Raw genomic sequence first — 20,713 nt, forward strand, 5'->3', positions numbered from 1 at the left:
CGTAATGTCCGCGACACGGTCCGGTTCGCCGATGCGGTTGTCCGCCTGCACGAGCAGGGTGTGACGAGGTTCGTGGAGGTCGGTCCGGACGCCGCGCTGACCGCCGTAGGACCTGACTGTCTGCCGCAGGACGCGACGGCGGTGTTCGTGCCGTTGCTCCGTCACGATCAGCCGGAATCGGTGACGCTGCCCACCGGGCTGGCCCGCTTCCATGCGCATGGCGGTGGCGTCGACTGGGCGTCGTATCTGCCGGCCGCGGCCCGGGTCGACCTGCCCACCTACGCCTTCCAACGCCGACGCTACTGGCTGGACTCGGCCCCCGGCGGCAACCTCGCCGCTTCGGGGCTGCTCCCGGCCGGCAACCCGCTGCTCGGTGCGGCCACCGCGCTGGCCGGGTCGGACGCATATCTGCTCACCGGCCGGCTCTCGGTGGTGTCCCAGCCCTGGCTGGCCGACCATCGCGTCAACGGCGCGATCGTGCTGCCCGGCGCGGCGTTCGTGGAGCTGGCGGTGCAGGCCGCCGACCGGGTCGGTTGCGACCGGGTCGAGGAACTCGTGCTGCGGGCGCCGCTGGTGCTGACCGACACGGGTGCGGTCCGGCTGCAACTGACCGTCCGCGAGGCCCAGGACTCTGGCAGTCGCGCCGTGGAGATCTACTCTCTGGCCGAGGACGCGTCCGAGGACGAGCCGTGGACGCTGCACGCCACCGGCACCCTCGCCCTCGGACCACTCGAACCCGTCGCCGCCGAAGAGGTCTGGCCGCCGCGGGACGCCACCCCGGTGGCCGTAGCCGCCGCCTACGCCGATCTCGCCGCTCGCGGCCTCGGCTACGGACCGGCGTTCCAGGGGCTGCGCGCGGCCTGGCGGCGGGGCGACGAGGTCCTCGCCGAGGTCGCCCTGTCCGACGAACTCCGCGACCGGTCCCGGGGTTTCGGGCTGCATCCCGCTCTGCTGGACGCTGCTCTGCACGCGCTCGCGCTCACCGACGACACGGGCACCGCGCGGCTGCCGTTCTCCTGGTCCGGCGTCCGGCTGCACGCCGCCGGAGCGGCCGCCGTGCGGGCGCGGCTCGCCCCCACCGGTGCTGGTGCCTTCGCGCTGGACCTGTTCGACGGCGCCGGATCTCCGGTCGCCTCCGTCGAGTCGCTGACTCTGCGGGCCGCCGCCGGAGAGGGGGCGAGCCGGGTGCCCCGGGACTCGCTGTTCCGGCTGGACTGGGACACCGTCCCGGCCCCCGCCGAACCGGCCGGCGGTCGGTGGTCGGCGCTGGGCGCGCTGCCCGAGTCCCTCGCCGCCGACCTGCGGGCCACCGGGGTCGACCTCGCGGGTGACGGGACCGCCGACATCACCGTGCTGGCCGTCCCGACGGGGGAACCCGTCGAGGCGGTCACCGCCACCGTGCTGCGGCAGGTGCAGGACTGGCTGGCCGACAGCGCGGCGCCCGCCCGGCTGCTCGTGGTCACCACCGGCGCGGTCGCCACCGAACCCGCCGACGCCCCGGCCGATCCGGGAGGCGCGGCGGTGTGGGGGCTGCTGCGTGCCGCGCAGGCCGAACAGCCCGAGCGGATCGTGCTGGCCGACCTCGACGACACCGCCGGGTCCCGTCGCGCCCTGCCCGCCGTACCGGCCACCGGCCAGCCCCAACTTGCGCTGCGCGACGGCCTGTTACACGCTCCCCGGCTGGTCAGGCCCGAGCTGGTGCCGCCCGTGGAACCGCACTGGCGGCTGGCCGTAACCCGCCCGGGCACCCTGGACGCCCTCGCGCTGGTGCCCGCCCCGGCCGCGGCGGCCCCCCTACGGCCGGGCCAGGTGCGTATCGCCGTGCGGGCCGCCGGGCTGAACTTCCGAGATGTGCTGATCGCTCTGGGCATGTACCCCGGTGAGGTGGCCCTCGGCGGCGAGGGCGCCGGCGTGGTCACCGAGGTCGCCGACGACGTCACCGACCTGGCCCCGGGTACTCGGGTCACCGGCCTCTTCGGTGACGCGTTCGCCCCGGTCGCGGTGGCCGAGCGGGCGGCCGTGGCACCGATTCCGGACGGCTGGACGTTCGAGCGGGCCGCCGCCATGCCGATCGCCCACCTCACCGCCCGGCTCGGTCTGGTCGAACTCGCCGGACTGCGGGCCGGGGAGGGGGTGCTGATCCACTCCGCGGCCGGCGGTGTCGGCATGGCCGCCGTACAACTGGCCCGGCATCTCGGCGCCGAGGTCTACGGCACCGCGAGCGAGGGCAAGTGGCAGGTGCTGCGCGACCTCGGTCTGGACGACGCGCACATCGCCTCCTCGCGGGACACCGGCTTCGCCGCGCGGTTCGGCACGGTGGACGTCGTACTGAACTCGCTGTCCGGTGAGTTCGTCGACGCCTCGGCGGGACTGCTGCGTCCCGGCGGCCGGTTCCTGGAGATGGGCAAGACCGACCTGCGCGACCCGGCCGACTTCCCGGACATCGACTATCTGCCGTACGACCTGATGCGGTTGCCGCCGCGGGAGATGCAGCGGCTGCTGGTCGCGGTGCTCGAACTGTTCGCCGCGGGGGCGCTGACCGTACCGCCGCCGTCCGTGTGGCCGGTCTCCCGGGCCGTCGACGCGTTCCGGCACCTCAGCCAGGCCCGGCACACCGGCAAACTGGTCCTCACCCTGCCCCGCCGGCCCGACCCGCGGGGCACCGTCCTGATCACCGGCGGCACCGGCACTCTCGGCGGGCTGGTCGCCCGGCATCTGGTGCGCGAGCACGGTGTACGGCACCTGCTGCTGACCGGTCGCCGTGGCAGCGCCCCCGAACTGGAGGCCGAGCTCACCGAACTCGGCGCCGACGTACGCGTGGTGGCCTGCGATGGTGCCGAACGGGACGCGCTGGCAGCGTTGTTGGCGGACATACCTGGCGAACATCCGCTGACCGCCGTGGTGCACGCGGCCGGAGTCTCCGACGACGGGCTGTTCACCGCGCTCACCCCGGAGCGGCTGGCCGCGACGCTGCGGCCCAAGGTGACCGCCGCACGGCACCTGGACGACCTCACCCGCGGCCTGGACCTGGCCGCGTTCGTGCTGTTCTCCTCGGCCACCGGCACCCTCGGCGGCCCCGGCCAGGCCAACTACGCCGCCGCCAACGCCTGCCTGGACGCACTGGCCGGCCGACGGCGCGCCGCCGGGCTGCCCGCCCAGTCGCTGGCCTGGGGGCTCTGGGCCCCGCCGAGCGGCATCACCGGCGAACTCTCGGCCGCGGACCTGGCCCGGATGGCCCGCGCCGGAGTGCAGGCGCTCACCGCCGAGGAGGGGCTGGCGCTGTTCGACACGGCGCTGGCCGTCGACGAACCGGTGCTGCTGCCGGCCAAGGTCCGGTTGCACACCGCCGACGCGGCGCTGCTGCCACCCCTGCTGCGCGGCCTGATACGCGGCCCGCGACGTCGTACCGCCGCGCCGGCCGGGCCCGGTACGGCCACCCGGCCCGACCGGCTCACCGCCGAGGAACTGCTGAGCCTGGTGCGCGCCGAGACCGCCGCGGTCCTCGGCCATGCCGACGCCGACTCCATCGACCCGCAGGCGGAGTTCCGTGCACTCGGCGTGGACTCGCTGTCCGCGGTGGAACTGCGCAACCGGCTCACCGCGGCCACCGGCACCGCCCTGCCCGCGACCCTGGTGTTCGACTACCCGACGCCTGCCGCGGTCGCCGGACACCTGCGCCCGGACGCACCCGAGGACAAGGCCGCGCCGCCTCCGGCCGGCGTCGGCGCCGACACCGACGAGCCCATCGCGATCGTCGGCATGGCCTGCCGCTTCCCGTCGCGGATCCGCTCCCCGGAACAGCTGTGGCGGTTCCTGCTCGACGGCGGTGACGGCATCACCGAGTTCCCGGCCGACCGTGGCTGGGACCTGGACTCGCTGTTCGACGCCGACCCCGACCGGCCGGGCACCTCCTATACCCGCCACGGCGGATTCCTGCGCACCGCCGCCGACTTCGACGCCGACTTCTTCGGCATCAACCCGCGCGAGGCGCTCGCCACCGACCCGCAGCAGCGGCTGCTCCTGGAGACCTCCTGGGAGACCTTCGAACACGCCGGGATCGACCCGGCCGCCGTGCGCGGCAGCCGGACCGGGGTGTACGTGGGCGTGATGCGCCAGGACTACGGCCCGATGCTGCACCACGCCGCCGAGGGCGTGGAGGGCTACCGGCTCACCGGCAGCGCGGCCAGCGTCGCCTCCGGCCGGCTCGCCTACGCGTTCGGCCTGGAGGGCCCCACCCTGACCGTGGACACCGCCTGCTCGTCCTCGCTGGTGGCCCTGCACCTGGCCGCTCAGGCGCTGCGCCGCGGCGAATGCGACCTGGCGCTGGCCGGCGGCGCCACCGTGATGGCGACCCCCGGGCTGTTCGTGGAGTTCTCCCGGCAGCGCGGCCTGGCCGCCGACGGCCGCTGCAAGTCGTTCTCGGCCGACGCAGACGGCACCTCGTGGTCGGAGGGCGCCGGGATGCTGCTCGTCGAGCGGCTCTCCGACGCCCGTGCGGCCGGGCACCCGGTGCTGGCCGTGGTGCGCGGCTCCGCGGTCAACTCCGACGGCGCGTCCAACGGGCTGACCGCCCCCAACGGCCCGTCGCAGCAGCGGGTGATCCGTACCGCGCTGGCCACGGCCGGACTGTCCACCGGGGACGTCGACGCGGTGGAGGCGCACGGCACCGGCACCACCCTGGGCGACCCCATCGAGGCGCAGGCCCTGCTGGCCACCTACGGCCAGGGCCGGGACGGCGAGCCGCTGTGGCTCGGGTCGGTCAAGTCCAACATCGGCCACACCCAGGCCGCCTCCGGTGTCGCCGGGATCATCAAGATGGTCCTGGCTCTGCGGGAAGGGCTGCTGCCCCGCACCCTGCACGTCGGTGTACCCAGCCCGCACGTGGACTGGGCCTCCGGCGCGGTGTCCCTGCTCACCGAGGCACGGCCCTGGCCGGAGACCGGCCGGGCCCGCCGCGCCGCGGTGTCCTCGTTCGGCGTCAGCGGCACCAACGCGCACATCGTCATCGAACAGGCGCCGGCCGAGGCACCGCCGCGGCCGCCGGAGCGCACCCCCCTGCCGCTGCCGGTCGTGCTCTCCGCCCGCACCGGGACGGCCCTGCGCGCACAGGCGGCCCGGCTGCTGACCCACCTCGGCGACCATCCGGATGTCGAACCTGCCGCGTTGGCGCACTCGCTGCTGACCACCCGCGCCCCGCACCCGCACCGGGCGGCGGTGCTGACCGGTCCCCACGCCGGGCATCAACACCCGGGGCCGGCTGATCCCCGCATCGGACTGACCGCCCTCGCCGACGGCACCCCCGACGCCGACGTGGTCACCGGCTTCGCCGCGGACGCCGGGAAACTGGCCTTCCTGTTCCCCGGTCAGGGCTCCCAGCGCCTCGGGGCCGGCCGCGAACTGGCCGCCGGGTTCCCCGCCTACGCCGAGGCGTTCGACGCGGTGTGCGCCGAACTCGACCGGTACCTGCCCCGGCCGCTGCGCGAGGTGCTGTTCGCCGCCGAGGGCAGCCCCGAGGCCGCCCTGCTGGACCGCACCGACTTCACGCAGGCCGCGCTGTTCGCCGTGGAGGTCGCGCTGGTCCGGCTCACGGAGAGCTGGGGGCTGCGCCCCGACCTGGTGGCAGGCCACTCCGTCGGCGAGATCGTCGCCGCGCACATCGCCGGGGCGCTCACCCTCCCCGACGCGGCCAGGTTGGTCACCGCTCGCGGCAGGCTGATGGCGGCGGCCACGACGGGCGGCGCGATGGTCGCCGTCCAGGCCACCGAGGCCGAACTCGCCCCGCTGCTGGCCGAGTACGCCGGGCTGGTACGGCTGGCCGCCGTCAACGGCCCGAGTGCGGTGGTGGTGTCCGGCGACGCCGACGCGGTCGCCGAGATCGGCGGGCACTGGCGTGAACGCGGCCGCCGTACCCGGCAGTTGCGCGTCACCTTGGCCCCGCACTCGCCGCACGTGGACGGCATCCTGGCCGAGTACCGGGAGATCGTCACCGGTATCCCGTTCAGCGCGCCACGGCTGCCGGTCGTGTCCACGGTGACCGGGGCACCGCTGTCCGAGCGGGAGATCACCGACCCGGAGCACTGGGTGGCCAACGTCCGGGACAGCGTGCGGTTCCTGCCCGCGGTACGCGCCCTGGCCGAGGCGGGGGCCACCGCGTTCGTCGAGATCGGCCCGGCCGCCGCGCTGACCGCCATGGCCCGCGACTGCCTGACCGAGACCCGACCCGGCGGCGCGTCCGTCGACGAACCCGCCGCCGGGTCTGCCGACGAGCGCGCCGCAGGGTCCGTCGACGAGCCCGCCGCAGGGTCCGTCGACGAGCCCGCCGCCGGAACGGTCGTGCTGCCCACCCTGCGCGACGGCCGGGACGAGATCCCGGCCCTGCTGGACGCGCTGACCCGGCTGCATGTGCACGGCATCTCCGCCGACTGGGCCGCGGTCACCGAGGACCGCGCGCCGGCGCCGGTTCCGCTGCCCACCTACCCGTTCCAGCACCGCCGGTTCTGGATGACCGGCGAGACGGCCGCGGGTGCCGGCGCGGCCGGTCTCGGCACGATCGGGCACCCGCTGCTCGGAGCGGCCGTCACGCTCGCGGACGGCGCCGGGGTGCTGTTCACCGGGCGGCTCTCCACCACCGCCCAGCCCTGGCTGGCCGACCATGTGGTGGCCGGCCGGATCGTGCTGCCCGGCACCGCGTACGTCGACCTGGTCGCCCGCGCCGGAGACGAGGTCGGCTGCGGCCGGATCACCGAACTCACCCTGGACGCACCACTGGTCCTGCCCGAGCGGGGCAGCGCCGTACTCCAGCTGGTGCTCGGCACGCCCGACGAGCGGGGCCGCCGGACGGCGAACCTGTACTCCCGGGCCGAGGCGGGCACCGCCGACGAGCCGTGGACCCGACACGCCACCGGCACCGTCGAACCGGCAAACGACAGCGCGCCACCGTTGGGCGAGTGGCCCCCGGCCGGGTCCGAGTGGGGCGAGCCCGGCGGGCTGTACGAGCTGCTGGCCGACCGTGGCCTGGCCTACGGACCGGTGTTCCAGGGCCTGCGCCGGGTCTGGCGGCACGGCGAGGAACTGTACGCCGAGGTCGCCCTGCCCGATCCGGCCGAGACCGCCGGCTTCGGGGTGCATCCGGCGCTGCTGGACGCCGCGTTGCACGCGCTGGCCACCGACCCGGAGGCGTCCACGGCCGCCCTGCCGTTCGCCTGGACCGGGGTGACCGTCCGGCAGCCCGGCACCGACACGCTGCGGGTGCGGCTGTCCCCGGCCGACGGCGGCTACGCCATCGCCGCGTACGACGGCTACGGGGCCCCGGTGCTGACCGTGGACAGCCTCGCGCTGCGCCCGATCCCCGCCGGCCTGAGCGCCGCGGACGCCGGGACCGAGGCACTGCACACGGTGGCGTGGACGCCGTTGCGCATCGCAGGGGAGGGTTACTCCCCGACCGAATCGAGCACCGGAACCGAGGGCTACTCGCCCACCGGACCGTCTGCCGAAGTGTCCACCGGACCGTCCGCTGCCACGTCCACCGAACTGTCCGCCGCCCCGTCCACCGAGCCCGCCGCCGGCACCGAGGACCCCGGGCCCGTCCGACTTGGCGCGGACCTCGACCTCGCCGCGGACCTCGACCTCGCCGCGGTGACCGACCCGGGCGAGTGGCTGCTCGCCGCGTCGCCCCGCACCGCGAACGACCCGGCCTGCATCGCCACCGCCACCCACCGCGTCCTGGCCCTGCTGCGCACGTTCCTGACCGAGGAACGGTTCGCCGCCACCACGCTCGCCCTGCGCACCACCGGAGCCGTCGACGGCACCGACCTGGGCGCCGCCGCCGTCTGGGGCCTGGCCCGGTCCGCCCAGTCGGAGAACCCGGGCCGGATCGTGCTCCTCGACAGCGACGGCAGCCTGCCCGACCCCGTCGCCCTGGCCACCGGTGAGCCCCAACTGGCCGTGCGGGACGGCGTGGTGCGCGTACCCCGGCTGGTCCGCGCCGACGCCGGCGAGCCCGTCGTATGGCACCCGGAGGGCACGGTGCTGATCACCGGCGGCACCGGCGCCCTCGGCTCGGTGCTGGCCCGGCACCTGGCCGCCGAGCACGGCGTACGGCACCTGTTGCTCACCGGCCGCCGTGGCCCCGACGCCCCGGGCGCCGCCCGACTGGCCGCCGATCTCGCCGAACTCGGCGCCACCGCCCAGGTGGTGGCCTGCGACGTCGCCGACCGGGCCGCGCTGGCCGCGCTGCTGGCCGGTATCCCCGACGCGCACCCGCTGACCGCCGTCGTGCACGCCGCCGGCGTACTGGACGACGGCATGCTCGCCGCGCAGACCCCGGAGCGCATCGACCGGGTGCTGCGGCCCAAGGCGGTCGCCGCACTGCACCTGGACGAGCTGACCCGCGGCCTGGACCTGGCCGCGTTCGTGCTGTTCTCCTCGGCCGCCGGGATCCTGGGCAGCCCCGGGCAGAGCAACTACGCCGCCGCCAACGCCGTTTTGGACGGCCTCGCCGCCCGCCGCCGCGCGGCCGGCCTGCCCGCGGTGTCGCTGGCCTGGGGCCTGTGGGCCGGCGGCATGGGCGACACGGCGGACGGTACCGCCCGGCAGCGCATCGAACGCCTCGGCGTGGTGCCGCTCGAACCGGCCGAGGGTATGCGGCTGTTCGACGCCGCCGTACCCGGCGAGAACGCCCTGGCCGTTCCCGTCCGGCTGAACCTGGCCGCGCTCCGCGAGCAGGCCCGCACCGTCGCGCCGGCCCCGGTGCTGCGCGGCCTGGTCCGGGTCCCGGCCCGCCGCACCACCGGAACCGGCGCGCTCCGGGCGGCGTTCGCCGGGCTCGACGAGGCCGCCCGCGGCCGGCTGGTGCACGACACCGTCCGCACCGCGGTCGCCGCCACCCTCGGCCACGGCAACGCGGCCGAACTGGGCGACCGGCGCGCCTTCACCGACCTCGGCTTCGACTCGCTGACCTCGGTGGAACTGCGCAACCGGCTCGCGGCCGGCACCGGCCTCGCGCTGCCAGCCACCCTTGCCTTCGACCACCCGAGCATCGCGGCCACCGCCGCCTACCTGCTGCGCAGGCTCACCGCGGCCGCCGCCCCGGCACCCGCCGCACCCCGCCGCACCGGACCTGCAGACGAACCGATCGCCATCATCGGCATGGCCTGCCGCTACCCCGGCGGAGTGCGCTCCCCGGAGGACCTGTGGCGACTGGTGAGCGCGGACGGCGACGGCATCTCGCCGTTCCCCGCCGACCGCGGCTGGAACACCGAACAGCTCTACGACCCCGACCCCGACCGCGCCGGGCGCACGTATCTCACCAAGGGCGGATTCCTGCACGACGCGGCCGAGTTCGACGCCGGCCTGTTCGGGATCTCACCGCGCGAGGCGCTCGCCATGGACCCCCAGCAGCGGCTGCTCCTGGAGACCTCCTGGGAGGCACTGGAACGCACCGGCATCGACCCGATGTCCCTCCGGGACACCGACACCGGTGTGTTCGTCGGCGTCATGTACCACGACTACGCCACCCGGCTTCCCAGCACCCCGCAGGACGTCGAGGGCTACCTCGGCGCGGGCACCGCGGGCAGTGTCGCCTCCGGCCGGGTCGCCTACACCTTCGGCCTGCAGGGCCCCGCGGTCACCGTCGACACCGCCTGCTCCTCCTCGCTGGTCACCCTGCACCTGGCGGCGCAGGCGCTGCGCGCGGGGGAGTGCTCGCTGGCGCTGGCCGGGGGCGCGACCGTGATGTCCACCCCCGGCACCTTCATCGAGTTCTCCCGGCAGCGCGGACTGGCCGCCGACGGCCGGGTGAAGGCGTTCTCCGCCGACGCGGACGGCACCGTCTGGTCCGAGGGCGTCGGCCTGCTGGTGGTGGAGCGGCTGTCCGACGCGCGCCGCAACGGCCATCGCGTCCTCGGTGTGCTGCGCGGCTCGGCGGTCAACCAGGACGGCGCGTCCAACGGGCTCACCGCCCCCAACGGCCCGTCCCAGGAGCGGGTCATCCGTACCGCGCTCGCCGCGGCCCGGCTGTCCCCCGCGGACGTGGACCTGGTCGAGGCGCACGGCACCGGTACCGCCCTGGGGGATCCGATCGAGGCCCAGGCGCTGCTGGAGACCTACGGCGCCGACCGCCGACAGCCCCTGTGGCTCGGGTCGGTGAAGTCGAACATCGGGCACACCCAGGCCGCCGCCGGGGTCGCCGGTGTGATCAAGGTCGTACAGGCGATGCGCCACGGAGTGCTGCCGCGCACCCTGCACGTCGGCGAACCGACCTCGCACGTGGACTGGTCGGCCGGTGCGGTACGGCTGCTCACCGAGGCGCGGCCGTGGCCGGAACGGGAGGGGCCGCGGCGGGCGGCGGTGTCCTCGTTCGGGATCAGCGGCACCAACGCCCACGTGATCATCGAACAGGGCCCGGAGGTTCCGGTCCCGCGGCCGGCGCCCCGGCGGGTGGTGCCGGTGCCGTTGTCCGGCGACACCGAGGCCGCGCTGCGTGCCCAGGCCGGCCGGTTGCGCACCTGGCTGACCTCCGAACCGGACGCCGGAGTCGGCGAGTTGGCTGCCGCCCTGACCACCGGGCGCTCCGCGCTGACCCGTCGCGCCGTGGTGGTCGCGGCCGACCGCGAGGACCTCCTCACCGGACTGACCGCACTGGCCGCCGGGGACACCGCACCGCACATCGCCACCGGAACGGCCGGGGCCACCGGCCGGACGGTGTTCGTGTTTCCGGGGCAGGGGGCGCAGTGGGCGGGGATGGCGGTGGAACTGCTGGATTCCTCGCCGGTGTTCGCGGAGCGGGTGGCTGAGTGTGCTTCGGCGCTAGGTGAGTTCGTGGACTGGTCGCTGTTGGGTGTGCTGCGGGGTGAGGCGGGTCAGCCGTCCCTGGAGCGGGTGGATGTGGTGCAGCCGGTGTCGTTCGCGGTGATGGTGTCGCTCGCCGCGTTGTGGCGGTCGTTCGGGGTGGAGCCGGACGCGGTGGTGGGGCATTCGCAGGGGGAGATCGCCGCCGCGTGCGTGGCGGGGGCCCTGTCCCTGCGCGACGCCGCGCTGGTGGTCTGCGTGCGGAGCGGGCTGATCGCCGAGGAACTGGCCGGACACGGCGCGATGGCGTCCGTGACGCTGCCCGCCGACGAGGTGACCGCCCTGCTGCCGCCCGGTGTGACGGTCGCCGCGGTCAACGGTTCCGCCTCCACGGTCGTCTCCGGCGACCCGGCGGCCCTGGACCGGCTGCTGGCCGACTGCGAGGAGCGGGGCACCCGCGCCCGTCGTATCGCGGTGGACTACGCCTCCCACTCCCCGCAGGTCGAACGGATCGAGACACGACTGGTCGAGGCGCTCGCGGAGGTGCGCCCGCGGGCGGCCGACGTGCCGATGTTCTCCACGGTCACCGCCGACTGGGCCGACCCGACCACGCTGGACGCGGCGTACTGGTACCGCAACCTCCGGCAGACCGTTCATTTCGAAGCAGCCGTGCGCGCCTTGGCCGAGCAGGGGCACCGTGGATTCGTCGAGGTCGGCCCGCACCCCGTGCTGACGCCCGGCATCGACCAGACGCTGGACGAGGTGACCGTCGTGGGCTCGCTGCGCCGCGACGAGGGCGGCCTCGACCGGTTCCTGCTCTCCGTGGCCGAGGCACAGGTCGCCGGGCTCCCGGTGCGGCTGGCCGCCGCCTTCGACGGCACCTGGGCCGCCCCGCCGGACCTGCCCACCTACGCCTTCCAACGACAGCGCTACTGGCTGGCCGCCCCGGAGCACACCGGCACCGACGCGGCGGACGGCACATTCTGGGCGGCCGTCGACCCGGCCGACCCCAAGGCACTGGCCGACCTGCTCGGCGTGCCGGCCGAACCGCTCGCCGAGGTCCTGCCCGCACTGGCCGCCTGGCGCGCCGCACAGGAGACGACCGCCACCACCGACAGCCGGCGCTACACCGTGGGCTGGCGGCCCGTCGAGGCCACCGACGCGGTGCTGAGCGGCACCTGGCTGGTGGTGGGCCCGGACGACGTGCCGAACCTGGCCGAGGAGTGCGCCGCCGCGCTCACCCGCGCCGGGGCCGAGGCCCGCGTGGTCGGCCCGGACAGCGTGGCGGCCGAGGCCGGTACCGCGTCCGGGGTGGTCTCGCTGCTGGGCCTGGCCGAGGGCACGCACCCGGACCACCCCGCTCTGCCCGCCGGACTCGCCGCCACCCTCTACCTGGTGCGCGCCCTGGCCGACACCGGCACCGCGCTGTGGCTGGTCACCTCCGGCGCGGTCGCCGCCACCCCGGCCGACCGGCTGCTCCACCCCGAGCAGGCCATGCTCTGGGGCCTGGGCCGCACCCTCGCGCTGGAGCAGCCGAAGCTGTTCGGCGGCATCGTCGACCTGCCCGAGGATCCGGGCCGGGGACTCGACCGGCTGGCCGCGCTGCTGACCGGCACCGAGGACCAGGCCGCCCTGCGCGACACCGGGCTGCTGGTGCCGCGCCTCGCGCACGCCCCGCTGGGCGGGCGCACCCCGGCCCGGCCGTGGCAGCCCACCGGGACCGTGCTGGTCACCGACGGCCTCGGCCCGATGGGGCTGCCGGTGGCCCGCTGGCTGGCCGCCAACGGCGCACAGGCGCTGGTCCTCACCACCGACGACCCGGCCGCCACCGCACCGGACGACCTCGGCGTCCCGGTCACCGTCAGCACCTGCGACCCGGCCGACGAGACCGCGCTCGCCGAACTGCTCGCCGCCGTCCCCGCGGACACACCGCTGACCGCCGTGGTGCACACCGCGGGCACCCTGCGCTCCGGCCCGTTGGCCGGCACGGACCTCGCCGAGGTCGCCGCCACCCTCGACGCCAAGGTCCGCGGCGCGGCCAACCTGCACCGGCTCACCGGTGAGTTGGACGCCTTCGTGCTCTTCTCCTCCGTCGCGGCCACCTGGGGCGGCAGCGAACAGGGCGCCTTCGCCGCGGCCAACGCCTACCTCGACGCCCTCGCGCAGCACCGGCAGGCCCGCGGGCTGCCCGCCACCGCCGTCGCCTGGGGCCCGTGGGAAGGCGCCGGGTTCGGGGCGGCGGACGCCGGCACCGAGGCCCGGCGCCGGGAGGAACTGCGCCGCCGGGGCGTGCTGGCGCTGCCCCCGCAGGAGGCGCTCGCGGCGCTGGCCGACGCGGTGCGGCACGCCGACACCACCGTGACCGTCGCCGACGTGGACTGGGCCGGTTTCGCACCCGCGTTCACCGCCGCCCGGCCCAGCCCGCTGCTGGGCGACCTGCCCGAGGTACGGGACGCGCTCACCACCGTGACCGGTGAACCGGACGCCGCCGAGTCCCGGCTCGCCGACCGGCTGGCCACGCTGCCCGAGGCGGACCAGCAGCGCGAACTCGTCGAGCTGGTACGACGGGAGGTGGCCGTCGTCCTCGGGCACGGCGACCCGGACGCGCTCCCCACCGGGCGGCCGTTCACCGACCTCGGCTTCGACTCGCTGGCCGCGGTCAACCTGCGCAACCGGCTCGGCGCGGCCACCGGCGTACGACTGTCGGCAAGCGCCGTGTTCGACCATCCGACCCCCGCCGGACTCGCCGACCACCTGCGCCGGCAGCTGGTGGTGCCGGCCGCGACCGCCGTCGGCTCGCTGGACGAGGAACTCGACCGGCTGGCCGGAGTGCTGGCCGAGGTGTCCGGCGAGGACGACCGGCGGCGGGCGCTGACCCGGCTGCAAGGCCTGGTCGGCCGGCTGACCCCGCGCGCCGACGGTGGCCGCGAGTCGGTCACCGAACAGCTCGGGGCCGCCAGCGACGAAGAGATCTTCCGGTTCATCGACTCGGAGTTGAGCTGATCATGAGTGATGTCGACCGTCTCCGCGACTACCTGCGCAAGGTCACCGTCGACCTGCACGAGACCCGGCAGCGGTTGCGGGACTACGAGCAGCGCGACACCGAGCCGGTGGCCGTCGTCGGCATGGCCTGCCGCTTCCCCGGCGGCATCGCCTCGCCGGAGGACCTGTGGGAGGTGGTGGCCGCCGGACGGGACGTGATGGCGGCCTTCCCCACCGACCGGGGCTGGCCCCTGGACCGCCTCTTCGACCCCGACCCGGACCGGCCCGGCACCACCTACGTCAAGGAGGGCGGGTTCCTGTACGACGTGGCCGACTTCGATGCCACGTTCTTCGGGATCTCGCCGCGCGAGGCCCTCGCCATGGACCCGCAGCAGCGGCTGCTCCTGGAGACCTCCTGGGAGGCGCTGGAGCGGGCCGGCATCGACCCGCTGTCGCTGCGCGGCAGCCGGACCGGCGTGTTCGTCGGCAGCGGCGCCCAGGACTACGGGATGCTCGCCGCGCAGGCCGCCGAGGACCTGGAGGGGTACCTGCTGACCGGCAACGCGATCAGCGTGCTCTCCGGACGGCTGTCGTACACCCTCGGCCTGGAGGGCCCCGCGCTGTCCGTGGACACCGCCTGCTCGGCCTCCCTGGTCGCCCTGCACCTGGCCCGCCAGTCGCTGGCCCGCGGTGAGTGCTCGCTGGCGCTGGCCGGCGGCGCGTCGGTGCTGTCCACCCCGGCCGGTTTCGTGGAACTGTCCCGGCAGCGCGGCCTGGCCCCGGACGGCCGCGCCAAGGCGTTCGCCCAGGCCGCCGACGGCACCGCCTGGGCCGAGGGCGCCGGGATCCTGGTGCTGGAACGGCTCGCCGACGCGCGCCGCAACGGGCACCGCGTGCTCGCCGTGGTGCGCGGCTCGGCCGTCAACCAGGACGGCGCCTCCAACGGACTGACCGCACCCAACGGGCCCTCCCAGGAACGGGTCATCCGCGCCGCGCTCGCCGACGCGGGCCTGGCCGCCGCCGACATCGACGCCGTCGAGGCCCACGGCACCGGGACCGCGCTGGGCGACCCGATCGAGGCCAACGCGCTGCTCGCCACCTACGGCCGCAACCGCCCCGCCGACCGGCCGCTGTGGCTGGGCTCGCTCAAGTCCAACCTGGGCCACGCCGGAGCGGCCGCCGGGGTCGGCGGCATCATCAAGACGGTGATGGCGCTGCGCGGCAACCGCCTGCCGCGCACGCTGCACGTGGACGCGCCCACCTCCGAGGCGGACTTCGCCTCCGGCGCGGTCGCGCTGCTCACCGAGGAGCAGCCCTGGCCGGAGACCGGCCGACCGCGCCGCGCCGGCGTCTCCGCGTTCGGCATCAGCGGCACCAACGCACACGTACTGCTGGAACAGGCCGACGAGTTCGAGGCGCCGGAGCCGGACCGCGAGAACCCCACCGACGACCGCGGCACAGCGACTGCCACACCACTTCCGCGCCCGGCCGCCACCCCGGTTCCGCTCCCCGTCTCCGCCCGCACCCGCGAGGCCCTGCACGCCCAGGCCGAACGCCTGCTGCCCCTGGTACGCGGCGGTACCCCGCTGCCCGACCTCGCGGCGGCCCTGCTGCACTCCCGTGCCGCCCTCGAACACCGTGCCGTGGTCGTCGCCGCCGACCCGGACACCGCCGCCGAAGGCCTGGCCGCTCTCGCCGCGGGCCGGTCGCACGACACCCTGGTCAGCGCCACCGCCGCACCGGGCGACCGGGTGGTGTTCGTGTTCCCCGGCCAGGGCTCCCAGTGGGTCGGCATGGCCGCCGAACTCCTCGACTCCGCACCGGTGTTCGCCGCGCACCTCGCCGAGTGCGACGTCGCGGCCCGCGCCTTCGTGGACTGGTCCCTCACCGACGTGCTGCGCGGGGCGCCCGGCGCGCCCGACATGGAGCGCATCGAGATCCTGCAACCGGTGCTGTTCGCGGTGATGGTGTCGCTGGCCGAACTGTGGCGCTCCTACGGCCTCACCCCGGCCGCGGTGGTCGGCAGCAGCCAGGGCGAGATCGCCGCCGCCTACACGGCCGGGGCGCTGTCCCTGCACGACGCGCTGAAGATCGTGGTGCTGCGCAGCCAGTTGTTCGCCGACGAACTGCGCGGCAACGGCGCGGTGGTATCCGTGGCCGCGCCCGAGGAGCAGGTCAGCGCCCGGCTGGCCGCCCAGGGCGACGCGCTGCACATCGGCGGGGTCAACGGCCCGAACGCGGTCACCGTGGTCGGCGAGCCGGCCGGCCTCGATCGGTTCGTCGCCGAGGCCACCGCCGACGGGCTGCGCGCCCGGCTGGTCGCCTCCACCGTCGCCTCGCACTGCGACCAGGTGGACCCGCTGCACGACCGCATCGTGGACATGTTCGCGGACGTACGGCCCACCGCCACCGAGGTGCCGTTCTGCTCCACCGTCACCGGCGCCTTCACCGACACCGGCACCCTGGGGGCGGAGTACTGGTTCGACAACGCCCGCCGGCCGGTGGCCTTCGACCCGGCCGTGCGCACCCTGCTGGCCGCCGGGTTCCGGTTCTTCGTCGAGGTCAGCCCACACCCGGTACTGGTCACCGCCGTCCAGGAGATCGCCGAGGACGCCGGCGCAGATGTCGCCGCGGTCGGTTCGCTGCGCCGCGACCAGGGCGGCCTGGACCGCTTCCTGCGCTCGGTGGCCGACGCGCACACCCGCGGCGCCCCGGTCGACCTCGGTGCCGCCCTGGCCGGCCGGGACACCGCCTGGGTGGACCTGCCCACCTACCCCTTCCAGCGGCAGCGCTACTGGCCGGAGCCCGACCCCGCCGCCGGCGCGGCGACCTCCGATGCGATGGAGCCCGGTTTCTGGGAAGCGGTCGAGAACGCCGACCTGGCCGGCCTCAGCGACGCCCTGGAACTGGACACCGCACCGCTGGCCGCCGTACTGCCCGCGCTGTCGGCATGGCGGCGGCAGCGCCGGGAGCGGTCCGTCGTGGACTCCTGGCGCCACACCCTGGACTGGCGGCCGGTGCCCGACCCCTCGAGCGCCCGGCTCTCCGGGGACTGGCTGATCGCCGTACCCCCGGGGCACACCGGTCCGCAGGCCGACGCGCTGGCCCGGCACGGCGCCCGGGTGATCCGGGTCGAGGTCGCCGCCGGTCCGCCGGACCCGGAAGCGCTGCGCACCGCGCTGGCCGACGCGCAACCCGCCGGAGTACTCGCCCTGTTGGCCTGGCCGGCCGCCGTGTCCCTGGTCCGCGCCCTCGTCGAAGCGGGCGTGGCGGCCCCGCTGTGGTTCACCACCACGGAAGCGGTGGCCCTGGACGCCGAGCCGGACGGCGACCCGGACCGGGCCGGGCTTTGGGGCCTCGCCCCGACCATCTCCCTGGAACACCCCGCTCTCGCCGGCGGCATCGTCGATCTGCCCGCCCAGGCCGACGAACGGGCGCTGACCCGCTGGTGCGCGGCGCTGTCCGGGCGGACCGGCGAGGAACAACTGGCCGTCCGCCCGGCCGGGTTGTTCGCCCGCCGCCTGGTGCGCAGTCCGCTGACCGCCCCGACCGGCGCCGTCTGGCGGCCCACCGGCACCACCCTGGTCACCGGCGCGGACACCGCCGTCGGCGCTGCCACGGCCCGCTGGCTGGCCGCCGCGGGTGCCCCCGCGCTGCTGCTGACCGCCGACCCCGACACCACCGTGGCCGCGGATGTCGTCACCGAACTGCGCGACCTGGGCGCCGAAGTGCACGTCGTGGCCTGTGATCTGACGGATCGTGAGGCCGTCGCCGAACTGCTCGCCGGGCAGCCGGTCAGCGCCGTGCTGCACACCGCCGTACCGCTGACCGAGGCGCCGCTGACCGCCCTCGATGGCACCGACGCGCCGCACCCCGGGGTCACCGCCGCCCGGCACCTGCACGACCTGACCCGCGACATCCCGCTCACCGCGTTCGTGCTGTTCTCCTCCGTGTCCGGCACCTTCGGCGGCGTCGGCCAGGCCGGCTACGCCGCGGCCGCCGCCGCACTGGACGCGCTGGCCGAACACCGTGCCGCCGCCGGACTGCCCGCCCTCTCGGTGGCCTGGGCGCCCTGGGACGACCCGGCCGACACCACCGGGGTGGCGGCCACCCGCCGGGAACGGCTGGCCGGCCGGGGCATCGCGGTCCTCGACGAGCACCGGGCCCTGGCCGCACTCGGCGGCGCGCTCACCGCCGGGGACACCCGGCTGCTGCTCGCCGACGTGGACTGGCCGCGGTTCCGGGCCGCGTACACCTTCACCGGACCGCGCCCGCTCATCGCCGACTTCACCCCCGACCGCGGCCGCCGCGAGCCCACCGGCCCGGACACCCCGGACGCCGGCCGGCTGGCCGCCCTGCCCGCCGCCGAGCGGTACGGCGCGCTGCTGGCCGCGATCGCCGGACAGGCCGCCGCCGTCCTGGGCTTCGCCGACGGCTCCGCCATCGACCCGGCCCGCCGCTTCCTCGAACACGGCTTTGACTCGCTGACCACCCTGGAGCTGCGCAACCGGCTGTCGGCGGCCACCGGCTTACGGCTCACCGCGGCCACCCTGTTCGAACACGACACCCCCGAGGCGCTCGCCCGGCACCTGCGGGGCGAACTCGGCCCGGACCCGGCCGCCACCCCCGAGGCCGGGGCGTTCACGGGCCTGTGGCGGGCGGCGACCGAAGCCGGGAAGACCGGCGAGTTCGTCGAACTGCTCGGCGCCGCAGCCAAGTTGCGCTCCACCTTCGGCTCCGCCGACGAGGCCGGCCCGCTGCCCGGACCGGTGGAGCTGACCGCCCACGACGAGGGCCCGCTCCTGGTCTGCCTGCCCACCGTGCTGGCCACCTCGGGCCCGCACCAGTACGCCCGGTTCGCCGCCGGACTGCGCGGCCGACGCGCGGTGTCGGCACTCGCCCTGCCCGGCTACCTCGACGGCGAACCGCTGCCCGCCGACCGGCGCGCCGCGATCCAGGCCGTCACCCGGCAGGTGGCGGCGGCGGCGGGGGAGCGGCCGGTGCTGCTGGTCGGCTACTCCTCGGGCGGTCTGCTCGCCGACGGCGTCGCCGCCGAGCTGGCCGCGCGGGGCCGGCCGGCCGCCGGGCTGGTCCTCGTCGACACCTTCGTCTTCGGCCCCGAACTCCCCACCGAAGGAGCGGCCCTGTTCGAGCTGATGTTCGCGAGGCTGGCCGAGAGCGGCGCGGTCACCGACGCCCGGCTCACCGCCATGGGCGGTTACCTGCGGCTGCTCACCGACTGGGAGCCCGCCGACTCCGGCACGCCGGTCCTGGTGGCCCGCGCCACCGAGCCGCTCACCGGGTTCGACCGCCCGCCCGCCTCCTGGGCGTACCCGCACGACGTGGTGGAGCTGGCCGGCGACCACTTCACCCTCCTCGAAGAGCACGCCGACCGTACTGCCCAGGCGGTGCACGAGTGGCTGGAGAAGCAGTGACACAACGACGTACCACCGTTCTGGTCGTCGGCGCGGGCCCGTGCGGCCTGGCCATGGCCGCACAGCTCAGCCGCCTCGGCGTGGCGGTCACCGTGGTCGACGCGGCCGACCACCCGCACACCGGCTCCCGGGCGATCCTGCTGTGGCCGCCGGTACGGGAAGTCCTCGGCGAACTGGGCCTCGCCGAACGGGCCGCCCGCGACAGCGTCCAGCCCGCCGCGCTCCACTACCACCTGGGCTCGGGCGGCAGCGTGCGCGTGCCGCTCAGCGAGACCAACGCCCCGCTGGTGCTGCCCCAGGAGCGCACCGGCCGGCTGCTCGCGGAGGCCCTGTCCGACCAGGGCGTCGACGTCGAGTGGGGCACCCGGGTCACCAAGGTCGCCCCGGACGCGCACACGGTCACCGTCACCGCGAGCCGCGCCGACGGCTCCACCACCGAGATCGAGGCCGACTGGGTGGTGGGCGCGGACGGGCTGCACAGCCAGGTCCGCGCGCAGCTGGGCATCGACTTCTCCGGGGCCCGGTTCCCGGCCACCTTCCTGCTCGCCGAGGGACGCATCGCCGGCGAGCACGGCACCGGCGGGATCAGCGCCGAGGAGATCCACTACTTCCTCGCCGACACCGGGGTCGCGCTGATCGCCCCGCTGCCCGGCGGCGAGTTCCGTATCTCCGGCGCGGTCCCGGACGGCACCGAGGCCACCGCCGAGCAGGCCCAGGCACTGCTGGACGATCGCGGCCCCGGCGGGCTCCGCTTCACCGAGGTACGCACCGTGACCCTGTTCGCCAGCGACGAGCGGGTGGCCGGCGCGCTGCGCTCCGGCCGCTGCTTCCTCGTCGGCGACGCCGCCCATGTGCACAGCCCGATCGGCGGCCAGGGCCTCAACCTCGGCATCCCCGACACCCGCAACCTGGCCTGGAAGCTCGCCGGCGTGGTGCACGGCCGGCTGCACGAGTCGGTCCTGGACACCTACGACCCCGAGCGCCGGGCCGCGATCGAGCAGACCCTCCAGGCCACCGGCCGGATGGCGCGGCAGGCCGTGGTCGGCCCGCTGGCCCGTCAGATCCGCAACCTCACCTGGCGGTTGCTCGACGCCACCGGCGTACTGGCCCGCGGCTACGCCCCGATGCTGGCCGGCTGGCGCAGCCACTACCCGGACGTCCTCTTCGGCGGCACGGAACGCGCCCGGCCGCGCCCCGGCACCCGGGACCCCCGGTGGATCCCCAAGCCGGCCGACGAACTGGCCGGCCGGTTCCAGCTGATCACCTACGGCGGCAAGGACACCCGACTGGCCACCGAGGCCGCGGAGTTGGCCGACCGGCTGCCCGAACTGGTCGCGCACTTCCCGCTGGACGGCCCCACCGAGAAGTACGTGCTGCTGCGCCCGGACGGCTATGTGGCCGCCGCCGGCCCCGCCGACCGGTTCCCCGACGCCGCCGCGAAGCTCGCCGCACTGGCCCCCACCCCGCCGTCCCCGGCCGAGCCTGCCCGGTGACGGCCGAGCAACCAC

3 protein-coding genes are annotated in these 20,713 nt (G+C 75.8%); all 3 read left to right on the plus strand.

The annotated features are described in order from the left end of the window. The first annotated feature begins 60 nt into the window (after positions 1-60). Genes ABZ642_RS42890 through ABZ642_RS42900 form a run of 3 tightly spaced genes read left to right on the plus strand, consistent with a single transcriptional unit; the run spans position 61 to position 20,698 of the window. Positions 61-13,791: a type I polyketide synthase gene (locus tag ABZ642_RS42890; protein ID WP_360496000.1), complete on the plus strand. Its 13,731-nt coding sequence runs from the start codon at positions 61-63 to the stop codon at positions 13,789-13,791. Between the two features lie 2 nt (positions 13,792-13,793). Continuing rightward, entirely contained in the window at positions 13,794-19,205 is a 5,412-nt protein-coding gene (locus ABZ642_RS42895) for a type I polyketide synthase (protein WP_360496003.1), read from the plus strand. Beyond that, positions 19,202-20,698 (plus strand): FAD-dependent monooxygenase, encoded by a 1,497-nt coding sequence (locus ABZ642_RS42900; RefSeq protein WP_360496005.1) that lies wholly within the window; start codon positions 19,202-19,204, stop codon positions 20,696-20,698. The genes ABZ642_RS42895 and ABZ642_RS42900 overlap by 4 nt, the downstream gene beginning before the upstream one ends. The last annotated feature ends 15 nt before the right edge of the window (positions 20,699-20,713 follow it).

The organism is Streptomyces sp. NPDC007157, assembly GCF_040634235.1.
Classification (GTDB): Bacteria; Actinomycetota; Actinomycetes; order Streptomycetales; family Streptomycetaceae; genus Streptomyces.